Raw genomic sequence first — 16,004 nt, forward strand, 5'->3', positions numbered from 1 at the left:
GAAAAACGCTACTGGTAATTTTCAAACCAGTTAAAGCGTTCCTTTATGATTGCATCCTTCTGCTTTTTAACGTATTCCAGATACATGCCAGCCACGGGCGACATTTTTTTAGGGGAAAGCCAGATCAAACTCCAAACCGATTTGATGGGAAAATTCGCAACCGGAATAATCCGGAGCTGACCGTTTTCAAGCTCATTCTTAATGCCGATCAGCGGCATGACGGAATAGCCTAACCCGGCAATAACCGCCTGCTTTACGGCTTCATTGGAAGTCAGTTCCATCTTTTTCAAAACCGTTAGTCCGTTGTTTTCCAAATACCGTTCCATCACCAGCCGGGTACCGGAGCCTGCTTCCCGGTAAATTAGCGGAATGGTCTCAAACAGGCGCATCGGGTGCGGTTGCGGGCCCAAGTTCGTCTCCTGGCTCCCCACCAGATACAGTTTATTCTGCATCAGTTCAATCTGGCTGATGGCCAACTGAGTCGGCAGGACGGAAACCAGCGAGAAGTCAACTTCATTGTTCTCCAGACTGCTGATCACTTTCGATTTGTTCGTCACATCCAGCACCAGTTCGATACCCGGATGCTGCTTCATAAAATCGGTCAAAAAATACGGCATGACGTATTTACCGGTACTAACCACCGAAATTTTCAAGCGCCCCGTTAGTTGCCCTTTATAAGCCAGCGTTTTGTAATTAATGGCGTAGACTTCGTTCAGGATGTTTTCGGCCGCAATGGCCATTTCTTTCCCAAAATCGGTAATGTATAACTTCTTTCCGATCACTTCCGTCAGCGGAATTTCAAATTGATTCTGAAAATTTTTCAGTTGGATAGAAACGGCCGGCTGGGTCAGATGCAGTACTTCGGCGGCCTTGGTGATGCTCTGGGTTTGAACGATCGTTGAAAAAATGCGAAGTTGATTGAGGGTGTAATTCATAATTATTTTTTATACATATCATTACAAACATAAATAAAAATATATAATCCTGGCGCTGCAATTTTGTCGCATCAATAACTGGTATTAAAAATGACACGAATTACAGTAGCAAAGGGCGACGGCATCGGTCCTGAAATCATGGATGCCACGCTCGACATTATTCTGGCGGCAGGCGCACAACTCGAACTGGATGAGATTCAGGTGGGCGAACAGGTTTATCTGGCCGGTAACTCAGCCGGGATTGCCAAAGAGTCGTGGGAAGTCATCCGGCGAAACAAGGTATTTCTGAAAGCCCCCATCACCACCCCGCAGGGTGGAGGGTACAAAAGCCTGAACGTCACCACCCGCAAATTTTTAGGTCTCTACGCCAATGTTCGGCCCTGCCTGAGTCTCCATCCCTACGTCAAAACCAAACACCCGCAGATGGATCTGGTGATTGTGCGGGAAAACGAAGAAGATCTGTATGCCGGTATTGAACACCAGCAAACCGACGAAGTGGTGCAATGCCTCAAGCTCATCAGCCGGCCGGGTTGCGAAAAAATCATCCGGTATGCGTTCGAATACGCCCGTCAGTATAAGCGCAAAAAAGTAACCTGCTTCACGAAAGACAACATTATGAAGCAAACGGATGGCTTGTTTCACCAGGTGTTCGACGAGATTGCTGCCGAATACCCCGACATCGAAAATGAACACTGGATCATTGATATTGGAGCTGCCAGGATGGCCGATACGCCCGAACTTTTCGATGTCATTGTGATGCCCAATTTATACGGCGATGTGCTTTCGGATGTAGCGGCTCAAATCGCGGGATCGGTGGGGCTGGCCGGATCAGCGAACCTGGGCGAAGAATGTGCCATGTTTGAAGCCATTCACGGGTCGGCCCCGCGCCGGGCCGGGCAAAATCTGGCCAATCCGTCGGGGCTGCTTCAGGGTGCGGTGATGATGCTGATTCACATCGGACAAACCGACGTGGCCGAAACGGTACAGAATGCCTGGCTTAAAACCATCGAAGACGGCATTCACACCTATGACCTCTACAAGGAAGGCATCAGCACGCAAAAAGTGGGCACAAAAGAATTTGCGCAGGCGGTTATTGCCAATCTGGGCCAAAAACCCTCAACCCTGAAAGCCGTTAATCTGGCCTATGGAACGCCGTTAAATCTGCCTAAATACCAGCGAAAACCGCCCGCCAAAAAAGAACTGGTTGGTGTTGATGTCTTTGTGCATTGGAATGGCACCAATCCGGACGAGCTTGCCCGGTTGCTGAAACCACTGGAATCCGAAAAAACGACACTTTCCATGATCACCAACCGGGGCATCAAAGTATGGCCGGACGGCTTTTCGGAAACGTTTTGTACTGACCACTGGCGGTGTCGTTTCAAACCCGCAAAAGGCAAAACCCTGAATAAACTGGATATTATTTTCCTGCTGGTCAAAGCCGTCGAAAACAACATTGACACCATCAAGACCGAGAACCTGTACGATTTTAACGGAAAACCTGCCTTTTCGCTGGGGCAAGGCCAATAATTCATCAAACCCACTTCGCATATCATGGAAATGCAGCTCATTCAGGGTCAGTTTTCGGCCCAGGATTCCATTCAACTCCTTACCGAAATGGTGCATGTTAAAATCAAATACCACGAAAGTAAGATCGGCAGCAACAGCAGTGAGGAAGACGTCAAAATGCGGGAAAAACGGATCAAAACCTTGCAGAAAGACCTCTTCGATCTTCGACAGACCATTCAATCCAGCAACGGGCCGGTTTCGATCGCTTCCGTTCTAACGATCAGTCTGTCATGAAAAAGTGCCTGCACAACGCCGGGATGCTGAGTACCCGGCTCGAATCCCGCTTACCGGTTTTACCGATCATGTTCCAGTTCAGTGTGTCAGTCGCCTGTCTGGTGGCGGCTTTCGTGATCCGGGACGATGTTTTGGCGAGCGAAGTCGTCAAAGTGCTGTCGATTCTGTGCAGCGCAAACCTGCTGCGAAGTCTGACGATTAACTAAACTTTTGACTAGTCTGCCGACCCGGACACGTCGTTTCCTGGTCGGCAGCCTCTGGTAACTTTTTTTTACGGCAACGCTTTGATTTTCATGTTTTTGAAATAAATCGGTGCACCGGCGTGTTTGCCCTGAAAACCGACATACCCTTCATTCGGCAGCGTGGCCCAGGGCTTGTTGAGCCAGTTCGGAATTTCCGACCCATCAGGGTTATTTTTGCCGGAGGTCCACAGGCTCATATCGATCTGGTTGACGAGTTGACCGTTCAGCAAAACCGTGATGTTTTTTCCCTGGCAGGTGATCGTGTAGCGGTTCCATTCGCCCGCCGATTTGACCACCTTGGGCAGCATGGCGGGTTTGTGACCAAAAAACGCTCCGCACTGCCACGAAGCCGGGGCTTTCGACCACTGCTCGCTGTAGTCGTCGGCAATCTGAATCTCCACCGAGTTCGGAATAAAATTGGCGGTATCACTGCAATACACAAAAACTCCGCTGTTGGTGCCGGGCGCATTCTTGAATTCCAGGTCCAGCACGAAGTTTTTATACGTCTTTTTGGTCCAGATCGGAATGTCTTCCGTGGCCGTCAGGACGCCGTTTTCAACGCTCCAGATGCCTTTTGGAAAACCGGCGTCGGACAAATCGGCGGCAAAAAGCGGTTGCCAGTCGCTTCCGGAGGTATCGGGATGTTTCGGCGCGGTTTGGGCAACGGCCAGCCCGGTTAACAAACAGCAAATCAGTACTAGAATTTTGTTCATGGAATTGGTTGGTTTCAAACTCGATTAGCGACCCGAAGTTGAGGGTCTTTTTTGAAAAAGAAAAGTTTTAGCAAACCATCCGGGCGTTCCAGAGTGAATTATGAACGAATCATTGGTCGAAAACAGGGATATGAACCTGAAGAATTCGGATTCCGTTGTTACCGGGGACCAATGACCTCGCTGACCGTTGATACACCGTTTTCATTGAACGACTCAATGGCAAAATAATACGGTACGCCCACGTTCAACGCCCTCAACTCCAGTTTATTCGGCTGGTCATTCCAGATTTGATAGGTCTGATACAGCTTATCTTTGGCAATGCCCCACAAAATGTTGTAGCCCACAGCGCCGGGGACTTTCTCCCATGCAATATCGGCATTTCGCTGGTCTTTCTGCCGGACAGCCGCTAGTTTTACGGGCATCGCCGGGGCTTTTCCTAACCCATAGCCAAAAACCCGAAAACCGTTGATGGCCACGTAGGGACCCGCCGTGTAGACGTGTTCATACCGTACATAGCGCCCGCGCACCGGCCGGGGCAATTCCACATAGGCACAGGCGCGGTCGCGTTTGGGCTCCGATGTCAGGTCGGCAATTTTGTCCCACTTCTTTCCATCTTTCGACGCATACAACCGAAACTGGGTATAAACTGTAGAATCACTGTCGAAAACAGTGTTTTTGTAATCGACGTAATTGACCTGCACCGCCCGAATGTCGTGGTCGGCGCCGAGGTCGGTGGTTAGGGTTTCGCCGGGTTTGTTTTGGGTCGGTACCCAGAAGGTCCGGGGGTTTTCGTCCACCGTCAACTCCGCGCGCAGGGTATCCAGCGTTGAGGAAGCCGTAACCGGTTTTTTGTAGTTCAGCAACATCCAGCCCGTAAAAAGCGCGTTGCTGTTCTCCCACTTTTGGGTGGAAAGATGGTGCGGAAAGTCTCCAAACCGGGTGTTGGCGTAAAGCTGGTCGTCTTTATCAAAACCGGCGGGGTGCATCACAATCCGTCGTTCCATGCCCCAGACGATGCCCAGCCACGTGGTGCCGGTATTCCAGTAGTTGCCAAAATGGTCCTGAAACGTGTTTCCGTGGCCGGTGCCGGTGGCGTAGCCCCCCGGTTTGTAGGCAATCGGATTATAGGGTGCGTATTCAAACGGCCCCAGCGGATCTTTGCCGACATAAGTGCCGTTGGCGTACACGTTGTATTCGGTTCCGGGGGCGCCGTATTGCAGGTAGTATTTGCCGTTGTGTTTCGTCATCCAGGCTCCTTCCGTAAACGGTTTGATGGGATCGGAATGGTTCGGGCCGAAACGCTCCCAACCATGTTGCCACGGGTCGAGCCAGAACATGGGCTGGTAGGCTTTCGACGGTTCCGGGTTCAGGTAGGTCAGTCGACGGCGGTGGTCTAGTTCGGCACCAAAAATGGGGTAAACGTTCGAGGAACCCCAATACATGTACCACTTGTCGGTGTCCGGATCGTGGAAGAGCGCCGGGTCCCAGGGGCCGATGTCTTTGGGCAGGCGCGGCAGCCAGCGGTTATAGAATTTGAGCTTGCCTTTTTCGGGTTCGGTCGAATAAAAAATGGGCCGTTGTTCGAACGTTGACTGAAACAGAAACAGCGTATCGTGCACCGACAGGGCCGCCGGAGCGCACATGTCTTCCATCGGCCATTTATCAGGCACAACGTATTGCCAACTGACCAGATCCTTCGATTTCCACCAGCCGCCCGAAATGGTGACGAACAGAAAGTACTCGCCCGGTTTGTTACCCACTTTGTGGTTGATGATGACCGGATCGGCGCCCGAACGGTACGAAATCCGTTCGTTCAACTGCTCAAAATTATACCGGTAACTGATGTCCATCGGGTTGCAGTAGGTTCGTTGCTGGGCCAGGCCAGAGATCCCGATAAACCAGGGAAGAGCAAACAGCAAGACTTTTCTCTGAACGTTTTTTTTCATGACTTTCCTGTTTTCGATGATCAACCTACCTGGCAAGGTACGCCATTTCTCCGCCTGCAAGTACGGGACAAAAAACCGTTCCAATTTCGGGATGCTTGAAAATAGTAAAAAAAACACCCGTTTTGGTTGCTTGCCGATTGGATCGTTCACCCGGATTTACTTTAAACAAAACCAGAGACTTAGCTGTTTTAACAGACATAGGCTACACGCTGACCAGATCGTCGGTTCAGCGGTCTTTTCGAGATTATCAATGTATTCTCCCCTACTCACAAGAGGATATTTCCCCGATAATCGTCTTTAAAAAAGACCACGGTCGATGAACCATTCATCCCCCGGCAGCCGTATAGCATACCCTGTTTCTGTTATGTACGAATTCGTTAAGGTTTCGCTGGCTGATGAACAGGATCTGATTCTGGCGCACAAACGCACGTTGAAACTGGGCGAGCTGGCGGGGCTTTCGCTGCTGGCTCAAACGACTTTTGCAACGGCGGTTCTGGAAGTTTCCCGCGATGCCCTTCAGCATGGCAGCGATGCTTCCCTGACGCTCGGGATTGTGCTCCCAAACGGCTCTAAAGCCCGGATTATGGCCAAAATCAGTGACAGCCGCAGTGCGATTACCGGACAAAAAAATGAACGGATCGAGGTGGCCAGCCGTCTGGTGGACGAAGTTCGGGTCTCTGAATCTGAAAAGGGATCGGAAGTACGGCTGAGTATGCCGGTTTTAGCCGATCAGTGCATTAATGAAACCAACGTGGCACGCTGGAAGCACCACTTCCTCACCGAGCCGACCGAACTGGTAGCCGATGAAATCAAACGGAAAAACAACCAGCTACAGGAACTGGCTGAGCGGCTTCGCTCGTCAGAACGCCAGTATCAGATGTTGAGCGATTCGTTGCCGCTCATGATTTTTACGGCCACGGCGAAAGGGAAACTCCTGTATGCCAATGAATGGTTGCGAAAATACACCGGCGAATCGGTCAGCCAGTTGAATAAAACGAAATGGGAGACGGTTCTGTACGAAGACGACGCGGCCGTATGGTGGGGAAAATGGGCCGAAAACGCTTCGGCCAACCACACCTTCCAGACCGAGATCCGAATCCGGAATGCCGAAACGGGTGCCTACGTCTGGCACCGCATGACCGCCACCGCACTGCTGGATGAGAAGAAGGAAATTCTGTACTGGAGCGGTTTTCTGGTGGATATTCAGGCCCAGAAAATGGTGGAGCGAACCTTGCAGGACAACCGCGAGCTGACCGAAACCAAACAGAAACTGGAACAATACCAGCACGAACTGAAACTGAACATTGGCGAACTGAACCGCAGCAACCAGGAACTGGCCGAGTTTGCCTACATTGCTTCCCATGATTTGCAGGAACCCTTACGAAAAATTCAGTCTTTCGGAACGCTGCTGGTCGAACAGTTTGCCAATGAGCTAAACCCAACGGCCCAGGATTTGATTCAGCGGATGCACCACGCAGCCGAACGCATGCACGTTCTGATCAAGGATATTTTGGCCTATTCGCGGCTGAACACGCACCACCAGCCCTTTCGCCAGGTCGACCTCAATGTGCTGGTTAAAGAAGTATTAGGCGATTTGGAACTAAGCATTCGTGAAAAAAAGACGCAGGTTTTCGTTGACTTTTTGCCCACCATCTACGGCAATCCGCTGCAACTGCGGCAACTGTTCCAGAACCTGCTCTCGAATGCCCTGAAATTCATCGCCCCCGATCGCCCTCCGCAGGTGCGGATTTCGGCCCGGGACGTCACCATTTTCGACATTCCGGTTCCGATGCGGCAACGGGAGCCGTCGTACCTGGCCATCAGCGTGGAAGACAACGGCATTGGTTTCGACGAACGGTATCACAACCGGATTTTTCAGCTTTTCCAACGGCTGCACGGCAAAGACCAGTATGCCGGCACGGGCATCGGTCTCACCATTTGCAAGAAAGTGGCTGAGATGCACGGCGGTACCATCGCGGCCCAGTCGCAACCCGGTCAGGGAACCACATTTACGGTATTTCTGCCCCAAAGTGTGGCGGTATCGGTTCCGGCCAGATGAACTCCTCAACGCGAAACCCGCGTTTTGCTTTGCCGGATTTTGACCAATAAGTCCGTTAACTCCCGCACTTTTTCGGGATTCTGCTGATAAAGGTCCGTGGTCTCCGCGCCATCCGTGGCCAGATTGTAGAGCTGCCCTTTGCTCCCCTGCCCCGCTGGGGCTTTGATCTGTCGGGGTTCCGTAAAACCGCCCGAGCCCAGCCCTTCGATCAACTTCCAGTCGCCTTTTCGAATCGCAAAAAAACCGATGGATGAACTGTGCACCACGGCCGGTTGATCGGCAACCTGGCGGGCTTTGCCCAGCAACACGGGAAGAATGCTGTAGCTGTCTTCGGGCATGGCAGTCCGGTTTTTCAGTCCAAGCACGTCATAACAGGTCGCCATCAGGTTGGTTAAGGTCGTGGTAGCCGCACTGGTCGTTCCCGGTTTTATGTGGCCCGGCCAGCGAACAATGAACGGAATGCGGTGGCCGCCTTCAAACGCGTCGCCTTTCATGCCCCGGAATCCGCCAGCCGCTTTGTGGTTGAACTGCTTCACAAAATTTTCCCGCCAGTACGGGCCGTTATCGCTCGCAAACAGAACGATCGTATTGTCAGCAAGTCCCGATTCGGCCAGCGTTCGCAGAACCTCCCCGACGGCGGCATCCACCTGCTGCACAAAATCGCCGTATTCCCCGGCTTTCGACTTCCCGGTATAGTCGTTGGTCGGCACCCAGGGCGTGTGCGGAGCCGCCAGTGGAAGATACAGAAAGAACGGTTTTTGCGTCGATTGCTTTTTCAGGAAAGCGACGGCTTTGGACACAAACGTGGGCAGTACGCCATAGAAATCGAATGAGGGTGCCTTCTTGCCTTCGCGCCAGAACGGGCCGGTATAGCCGGTTTCCAGCTTATTACCGTCGGTGTAACCCGTCGGCAAGTCGGTGAGTTTCTGGTTTTCAAGGTAACAATAGGGCGGCATATCGAGCGAGGCCGGCAGGATGTAGGAATAGTCGAAGCCAACGGTTTTCGGCCCCTGCGCCGGTTCCCGCGAAAAATCAATATCATCGGGATTCATTTCGGTTTTAATGCCGTACCCTTCCGCCGTCAAAACCGCTTCACGGCCCTTCTGCACTTCCCAATCCAGCCCCAAATGCCATTTGCCAACAACGGCCGTTTGATACCCCTGGCTTTTCAACAACGAAGCCACCGTTGGGCGATCGGCTTCGATCAGCGTCCGGCTGTACCCCCTTAACACCCCGACCGGCAGACGGCTCCGCCAGGGATAGCGGCCGGTCAGCAAACCGTAGCGCGTGGGCGTGCAAACCGATGAGGGCGAATGCGCATCCGTAAACCGCATGCCCTCCGACGCCAGTTTGTCGATCTGGGGCGTCTTGATCTGCCCTTCCGGATTATACACCGACACGTCGCCATACCCCAAATCATCCGCCAGAATGTAGACGATGTTGGGCGGCTGTTTTTTGTCGGGTTGTGACGGATTCATGCCGATTAAAAAACCGGCAATCCCACAAATCAATACGCCTGAACTGAGGAATCTGATCATTTTGTGAATGTTTAAGGGATGGGAACGCGGATTAAACGGATGGAACGGATCAAAACGGATTTAATCCGTTCCATCCGCTTGATCAGCGTTCCCATCCCATTTCTTTATAATCTACCGAACCGGAAACAGCCTGAGCAGGGTTACCCCATGATGCCGAATATCGGTTTTGAATGAATCCTTCAATGCCCCTAAATCCTTCTGCCGCCACACATCGCGCAGCCGGTAGTTGCCTTTCAGTTCCGTTTTAGTCAGGTCAAATGTAAAGGTTTTAACCGTCTCATCCCCCCAACGGAAATACGATTCGGGGGTTTTGCCATACTCCGTAACGTTGAACAGGCCGACCGCAAACGAGCCGTCTTCCAGCGGTTTGAGCCAGATTTGTACACCATTCTCTTCCCGCACCAACCGGGCCGATTTCCCCAGCGGGTCCTGATTGATTTCGATGACTTCATCGTTGGTCAGCAAATTCAGGGTAAACGCGTCCAGTTGCTCGATGGGACAACCGATGAGCAAGGGGGCTGCCAGTAAACTAAACAGGCTCACGTGGCTGTATTGCTCGTCGGGTGTCAGTCGGGTCGGATGAAGTTCGGGACCCGTGGATACATTGCCCAGAATCATCATGTCGGGGTCGTTCCAGTGACCGGGGCCGTTGTAAGGGGCCCATTTATCCAGCGTAAACGCCAGTTGGTACAGGCTCGTCCAGCTATCCCGGATGTCGGGGCCGGTGCGGTACATGTTCGATAACCGCATCCAGTCGGTCACGTTGGCAAACGGGGCCGAGTTGGACAAACTGAACACAATATCCCGGCCCGATTGCCGCAGTGCCGTCGACATCCGTTCGGTCGAGTTGACATCGATCCGCCAGTCGTATTTCAGGAAATCAATACCCCATTCGGCCATTTGCCGGGCATCCTCGGTTTCAAACCGATAGGGGGCTATGTGATTGAACGCGCGTCGGTTTACCCTAATCGACTCATGCGATTCTCCGCCCTTTGCAAAATCGGAGGAAGCCCCGACATAACCGCCGTAACTGGAAATATAGGGCGTCGAATACAGCCCCGCTTTCAAGCCCAGCGCGTGAATATAGTCCACCATGCCCTTGAAATCCGGAAACTTTTCGTTAGGCTGCAGGGCGTTTAGCGGCCCACTCCGGACGCCCTGCCAGGCATCGTCGATGTTGATGTACGTCCAGCCGTGATCGATCAGGCCCATCTTCACCATGGCGTCGGCCGACGCGATTACTTTTTCCCGGTCAATCCGCGTTTCCCACGAATTCCAGCCGTTCCAGCCAATGGGTGGCGTCAGCGCAATCGTATCGCCAATCCGGATCGTTAGGCTCCGGGTCGCTTCACCCAGCGCATTTTTGGCTTTCAGCGTGGTTTTGTATGTGCCGCGCTGGCTGACTTTTCCCGTAATGATACCGGTTTTTCGATCCAGTATTAACCCGGATGGCAAACCATCTGCCGAAAAAAGAATGGGGCGTTTTCCGGTCGTCGCAATGGTGTACAGAAACGGATTTCCGGGTGTGGCTCCAACGATTTTTGCAGAATTGATCCGGGGTTTTTCGCCCGGTTTGGGCGTCAGAATGTATTTTTCGTCTGCATTCGGAAAGTGTTCAGGACGGTTTTCGCCTTTCATGATCAACCGCGCATTGGCCCAGTTGGCGTAGGTTCGTTTGTTGTTGGAACCACCGACCGGATCGGTGATCAACAGGCCCAGTCGTTCGATCCCCGTCAGGTCTACCTCAACGTTCTGGGGAGCGTCGCCCACCTTCATTTCCCGGCTTTCAAAAAGGATTTTCCGGTCGCCGATGACGTAGAATTTGACCGGAATTTCTGTATTGCCCAGGTCATCGGCTCCAATTACGGCACTGAATCGTGTGGCATTTTTCTTCAGGTAAAACGCCAACACGCTCACACTTTGCGCCCCCACACCCCGGCGGTAATACGTCCGGTTGATCCGCATCGAATCGTTGCTGTAATTTCGTTTCGCCGTCACCGGACGAATACCCTCGGAAAACGTTTGAATCAGCAGATCATCCAGCCAAACCGTACTCGTCTTTTGGGCATACGTTGCGGTTGCAATGAACAGACATAAAACCGTAAACGACTTTGACAGTGTAGGCATGTTTGTGGTGTATTTAGAGCTTTCACTTTTTGCCCCGTTCCCTTAAAGGGGACTTGGACACGGTTGAGCCAGATGCTAAAAGTCTCCTTTAGGGGATTTAGGGGTGTACGGAAACAACCGGAGCAGAACCACCCCGTGATGCCGAATCTCGGTTTTGAATGTCCTTTCAAACACACCCAAATCCTTTTGCCGCCACACATCGCGCAGCCGGTAATTGCCTTTTAATCCTGCTTTCGCCAGATCAAATGTGTAAGGTTTGGCCGTTTCATCCCCCCAGCGAAAATGCGATTCAGGGGTTTTGCCAAAGTTGCCGACGTTGAACAGACCGACGCCAAACGAGCCATCTTCCAGTGGTTTGAGCCAGATTTGTACGCCATCATCTTCCCGCACCAGCCGGGCTGATTTCCCCAGCGGGTCCTGGTCAATTTCGATCACTTCGTCGTTGGTCAGCAAATTCAGGGTAAACGCATCGAGCTGTTCAATCGGACAACCGATGAGCAACGGAGCCGCCAGGAGACTGAACAAACTCACGTGGCTGTATTGCTCGTCGGGCGTCAGGCGCGTGGGGTGAAGCTGCGTTCCGGTGGTGACATTGCCCACAATCATCATGTCGGGGTCGTTCCAGTGGCCGGGGCCGCCGTAGGGTGCCCACTTGTCGAGCGTGAAGGCCGAAACATAGAGGCTGTTCCAGCTATCCCGGATGTCGGGACCGGTGCGGTAACTATTCGTTAATCGAACCCAGTCGTTAACATTCGCAAACGGCGCCGAATTGGAAATGCTGTAAAAAATATCCCGGCCCGACTGTTTCAGGGCCACCGACATTCGCTCGGCAGACGGTACGTCAATCCGCCAGTCGTATTTGAGGTAATCGATTCCCCATTCGGCCAGTTGCCGGGCGTCTTCGGTTTCAAACCGGTGTTTCCCCACGTAACGGAAAGCGCGCTTGTTGGCCTGAATCGAATCGGGAAAATCGCCTTTTTCAAAGTTGGAAGAACCGCCGATGTAACCTGCGTAACTGGTGATCATCGGCGTCGAATAAACGCCCACTTTCAATCCTAAACCGTGAATATAGTCCACCATTTCCCGGAACTTCGGAAACTTATCGTTGGGCTGAATGGCGTTGAATTTTCCTCCGCGTTTGCCCTGCCAGGCGTCGTCGATGTTGATGTAGGTCCAGCCGTGCTGGCTCAATCCCATTTTCACCATGGCATCGGCCGAATCCATCACTTTCTTCTGATCGATGTTTCGGGCCCAGGAATTCCAGCCGTTCCAGCCAATCGGGGGCGTCAGCGCAATGGTATCGCCAATCTTTATTCCTAACACTTTTGTGGCTTCACCATGCGTATTTTTGGCGCGGATGGTTACGGGGTACGTACCAGGTTTTGACACTTTTCCCGTGATTATTCCCGTCCTTTCGTCCAGCGAAAGCCCTGGTGGTAGCCCTTTAGCCGAAAACCGCATCGGTCGGTCACCCGTTGCCGCGATGGTATACCGAAATGGATTACCGGGCGTGGCTCCAAAAACCGCTGCCGAATTGATTCGGGGTGATGGGGCCGGAGCCGGGGTTAAAATGTATTTTTCATCCGCATTAGGAATGTTTTCAGGACGATAACCAGCCAGCATAACCAACCGGGCATCGGCCCAATTGGAATACAGTTTCGTCCGCCCCGTGTCATCAACCTTCACCAGAAGTCCCAGCCGTTTAACCCCGTCCAACTTTACCGTGACGTTTTTGGGCACGTCGCCAAGCCGCATTTCTCCGCTGTCGAACAGGATTTTCCGGTCACCAATGACGTAAAACGTGTGGGGTAAATCCCTGATTCCTTTGTCGTCAACGCCCACGGTTGCGGTAAATTCGGTGGTTTTTCCATCCAGAAAAAACGCCAGAATGCTGGTCGCATTCACACCAACACCCCGGTTAAAATACCGCCCGTGCATGACGATGGAATCACCAGCTGCCGTCGTTTTGGGCAACACGGCTGGAATGCCTTCCGAAAAGGATTTGATGGGCAAATCGTCCAGCCAGATTGCGCTGGTTTTCTGGGCGTGAGTGACTGTACCAAGACTAAATCCCCAGACCATAAGCAGCCAGAATCGCTTCGTCATGCTCATTGGTCCTTCGTTTTTACCACACCTTGGGCCTTTCTGACCGGTATTTTCAGCTTTTTCATTTTTCGGATTTTGACGACATCGACACCGGTGCCTGCTCCGGTTTGCTGCCCCAGGCTTTATTCGGTTTTGCGCCCATTTGCAGCCGCAGGGTTCCCCCGTTGACAACGGTTTCGTGCATCACCCACGGCTGGTCGAGGGCTTTGCCGTTCAACTGCGCCGACTGGATGTACAGGTTCTGAGCCGAGTTGTTTTTTGCTTCCACCACAAACTGCTTCCCTTTGTAATACCTGGGATTGAGGTGAATTGTGATTTTGTTGAATAGCGGGCTGCTGATCTCGTAAAACGGCTCGGGCGTCGTGCCGCCGTTGGTCGAAAACAAACCGGTTTTCAGCAAAACTGACAAACTGCCCATCAACCCCTGATCTTCGTCGCCACTGTAGCCAAAATCGGGCGAAATACCGCTGTAGACTTTCTCGATGATCTGCCGCGTCCAGTGTTGCGTCAGCCAGGGCGAACCGGCGTAATTGAACAGAAAAGGGGTCTGCATGCAGGGCTGATTGCCGTAGTTGATAAACACCCGGCGCAACTCCTCCAGCGTCTCTTTGTCGTGCGATTTCCCCGAAACAAAATCGTGTTTTTCGGCTTTTTCAAACGAACTGTTCAGCTTGGCCGTAAAGGCTTCCCGACCGCCCATCAGGTTGATCAGGCCCTGCACATCGTGCGGCACAAACCAGGTGTATTGGGCCGCATTGCCCTCTTCCCAGCCGTTGTCGTACCGCAAAATATCGGCGGGTTCGCCCCATTTCCCGTCCAGCGTCCGGTTCCACATCCAGCCCAGTTCGGGATTCCAGATGTTCTTGTAATTTTCAGCCCGCTTCATAAACAGGCCGTAATCATCCGTTTTGCCCAGTTTCTTCGCCATCTGCGCCAGCGTGTAATCCTGATAGGCATATTCCAGCGTCTGCGTAGAACCGTCCTGATGAAAACCGTAACGGGTTTTGCCCATCGGGTGCGGCACATACCCGCGTTCCATATAGTATTCAATACCACCGCCTTTAAACGTGTTGTGCTCATACCCCGCTTTGCTCATCATACCGCCGGGGAAGTGGTTTTTCCGCAACCCTTCGTAGGCTTTCTGGTGATCAAAACCTTTGATTCCTTTCAGATACGCACTGACAATGAACGGAGTAGACGAAGCGCCGGTCATCACATAGGTGTAGTTGCCGCCCGCCGGTCCGCGCGGAATCAGTCCGCCGTCGTCGTACATCAGCAGCATTGAATTCACAAAAGATTCCGTCACCTCCGGATAAACCAGGTGCCAGAGCGTGTTGAGCGACCACTGTGCGCCCCACATCGAGTCGAAATTGTGGTGATTGAACCTTGGCTTCCCGTTGGCATCCAGCGGAATCTGTTTGATGCGCCGTTCGGGACCGGTCATGTCACTGTATTTCCCGTTGACGTCAGAAATGATCCGTCGTCCCTGCAAGGCATGCCACAAATCCGTGTAAAACCGGCTGCGTTCGGTTTCGGTGCCGCCCTGCACCTCGATCCGGCTCAGCCAGGTGTTCCAGTCGGTGCGGCTTTCCTGAACGGTTTTTTCAAAATCCCAATGCGGCAGTTCGGCCGTCAGGTTCAGCCGGGCCTGGGCTTCGCTGACGTACGAAATCGCCACTTTCATTTTCCGGATTTCACCCGCCCCGGTTTTGAAACTGAGGTAGGCTCCCGTTCGTTCGCCCTCGATCAGGTCACCGGGCGTTTCCAATGTACCGTTTCGCCAGCCCTTGAAGGACTTAAACGGTTTGTCGAAAACCGCCACGAAAAAAACCGTCAACGTTTTGGGTCGGCGAATGGTCGGGGCCATGATGGCGTAGCCTTCAATCTCCTGATTGCTAACCTTTTTCACGGATCCCTTCTGCGTATCGGATGGTCCCAGAAACGTCGAAAAATCAAACAGAATGTGGCTTTGAGCCGAGGCCGGAAAGGTGTATTGGTGAAAACCGACCCGGGTAGTCGAGGTCAGTTCGGCGGTGATTTTGTACCGATCCAGCACCACCTTATGATACCCCGCTTTGATGACTTCGCTGGCGTGCGAAAACGGCGAACCGTACTGACTGGCTCCCCGGTGGCCCTTGAATTCGCCCGTTGTGGGCATCACCGGAATCCCCGACAACTGCCAGCCGTGGATATGGCTGAAACATTTGATGCTGTCGAGGTGATACCGGTAACCCGCGTTCCAGTCGGCGTTGACGGCATTGTCGGGACTCAGATTGACCATGCCGAACGGTCGGCTGGCCGAATTAAAAAAGAACCAGCGGGAGTTGGCCGCATCCACCAGCGGATTTACCAGATCGACCGGTTTTGGGTCGCCTTTCTGCGCCCAGGAAGGCGTTGTTCCGATTTCCAGAACCAGCAGAAACAGGAGACTGTAGAAGGAAAATTTAAACATGTTGAGGTGAATCGTATGCGTGTAGAATACTCCAGGATTACGCCTGTTGCCCCGTTCCCCTAAAGGGGACTTTTAGCATCCGAAGA

At 52.7% G+C, this 16,004-nt stretch carries 11 protein-coding genes; 4 read left to right on the top strand and 7 right to left on the bottom strand.

The window, feature by feature from the left end; all coding sequences use genetic code 11:
• Positions 1-8: 8 nt before the first annotated feature.
• On the bottom strand, positions 9-935 hold the full coding sequence (locus tag F0P93_RS09145) for a LysR substrate-binding domain-containing protein (RefSeq protein WP_150876075.1): 927 nt from the start codon (positions 933-935) through the stop codon (positions 9-11).
• 90 nt (positions 936-1,025) lie between these two features.
• Between F0P93_RS09145 and F0P93_RS09150 the strand changes: the two genes are divergently transcribed.
• From F0P93_RS09150 to F0P93_RS09160, 3 genes are read left to right on the top strand one after another with little or no spacing between them, the layout of a single operon-like run.
• Entirely contained in the window at positions 1,026-2,462 is a 1,437-nt protein-coding gene (locus F0P93_RS09150; protein ID WP_150876076.1) for an NADP-dependent isocitrate dehydrogenase, read from the top strand.
• A 24-nt stretch (positions 2,463-2,486) separates the two neighbouring features.
• Entirely contained in the window at positions 2,487-2,735 is a 249-nt protein-coding gene (locus tag F0P93_RS09155) for a hypothetical protein (RefSeq protein ID WP_150876077.1), read from the top strand.
• Complete coding sequence (locus tag F0P93_RS09160) at positions 2,732-2,941, top strand: hypothetical protein (RefSeq protein ID WP_150876078.1); 210 nt, start codon at positions 2,732-2,734, stop codon at positions 2,939-2,941. Before F0P93_RS09155 ends, F0P93_RS09160 begins: the two co-directional genes overlap by 4 nt.
• Before the next feature lie 65 nt (positions 2,942-3,006).
• On the opposite strand, the gene F0P93_RS09165 is transcribed toward F0P93_RS09160, so the two are convergent.
• Positions 3,007-3,690, bottom strand: a complete 684-nt coding sequence (locus F0P93_RS09165) for a 3-keto-disaccharide hydrolase (RefSeq protein WP_150876079.1) — start codon at positions 3,688-3,690, stop codon at positions 3,007-3,009.
• Between the two features lie 158 nt (positions 3,691-3,848).
• Complete coding sequence (locus F0P93_RS09170) at positions 3,849-5,636, bottom strand: family 43 glycosylhydrolase (protein WP_150876080.1); 1,788 nt, start codon at positions 5,634-5,636, stop codon at positions 3,849-3,851.
• A 364-nt stretch (positions 5,637-6,000) separates the two neighbouring features.
• On the opposite strand from F0P93_RS09170, the gene F0P93_RS09175 reads away from it, so the two are divergent.
• Positions 6,001-7,695, top strand: coding sequence for a sensor histidine kinase (locus F0P93_RS09175; protein WP_191908763.1), 1,695 nt, complete (start codon positions 6,001-6,003; stop codon positions 7,693-7,695).
• Positions 7,696-7,700: 5 nt separating this feature from the next.
• Here the strand turns inward: F0P93_RS09175 and F0P93_RS09180 are convergent, their stop codons facing one another.
• The 4 genes from F0P93_RS09180 to F0P93_RS09195 form a co-directional block, all read right to left on the bottom strand.
• Entirely contained in the window at positions 7,701-9,233 is a 1,533-nt protein-coding gene (locus F0P93_RS09180) for a sulfatase family protein (RefSeq protein ID WP_150876082.1), read from the bottom strand.
• Positions 9,234-9,344: 111 nt separating this feature from the next.
• Positions 9,345-11,360 (bottom strand): NPCBM/NEW2 domain-containing protein, encoded by a 2,016-nt coding sequence (locus F0P93_RS09185; protein ID WP_150876083.1) that lies wholly within the window; start codon positions 11,358-11,360, stop codon positions 9,345-9,347.
• A 75-nt stretch (positions 11,361-11,435) separates the two neighbouring features.
• The gene (locus F0P93_RS09190) at positions 11,436-13,466 is read right to left on the bottom strand and encodes an NPCBM/NEW2 domain-containing protein (RefSeq protein ID WP_150876084.1); all 2,031 of its coding nucleotides are present in this window, start codon (positions 13,464-13,466) and stop codon (positions 11,436-11,438) included.
• Between the two features lie 61 nt (positions 13,467-13,527).
• On the bottom strand, positions 13,528-15,918 hold the full coding sequence (locus tag F0P93_RS09195; RefSeq protein WP_150876085.1) for a GH92 family glycosyl hydrolase: 2,391 nt from the start codon (positions 15,916-15,918) through the stop codon (positions 13,528-13,530).
• Positions 15,919-16,004: the final 86 nt, after the last annotated feature.

The organism is Larkinella humicola (assembly GCF_008727875.1).
Classification (GTDB): Bacteria; Bacteroidota; Bacteroidia; order Cytophagales; family Spirosomataceae; genus Larkinella; species Larkinella humicola.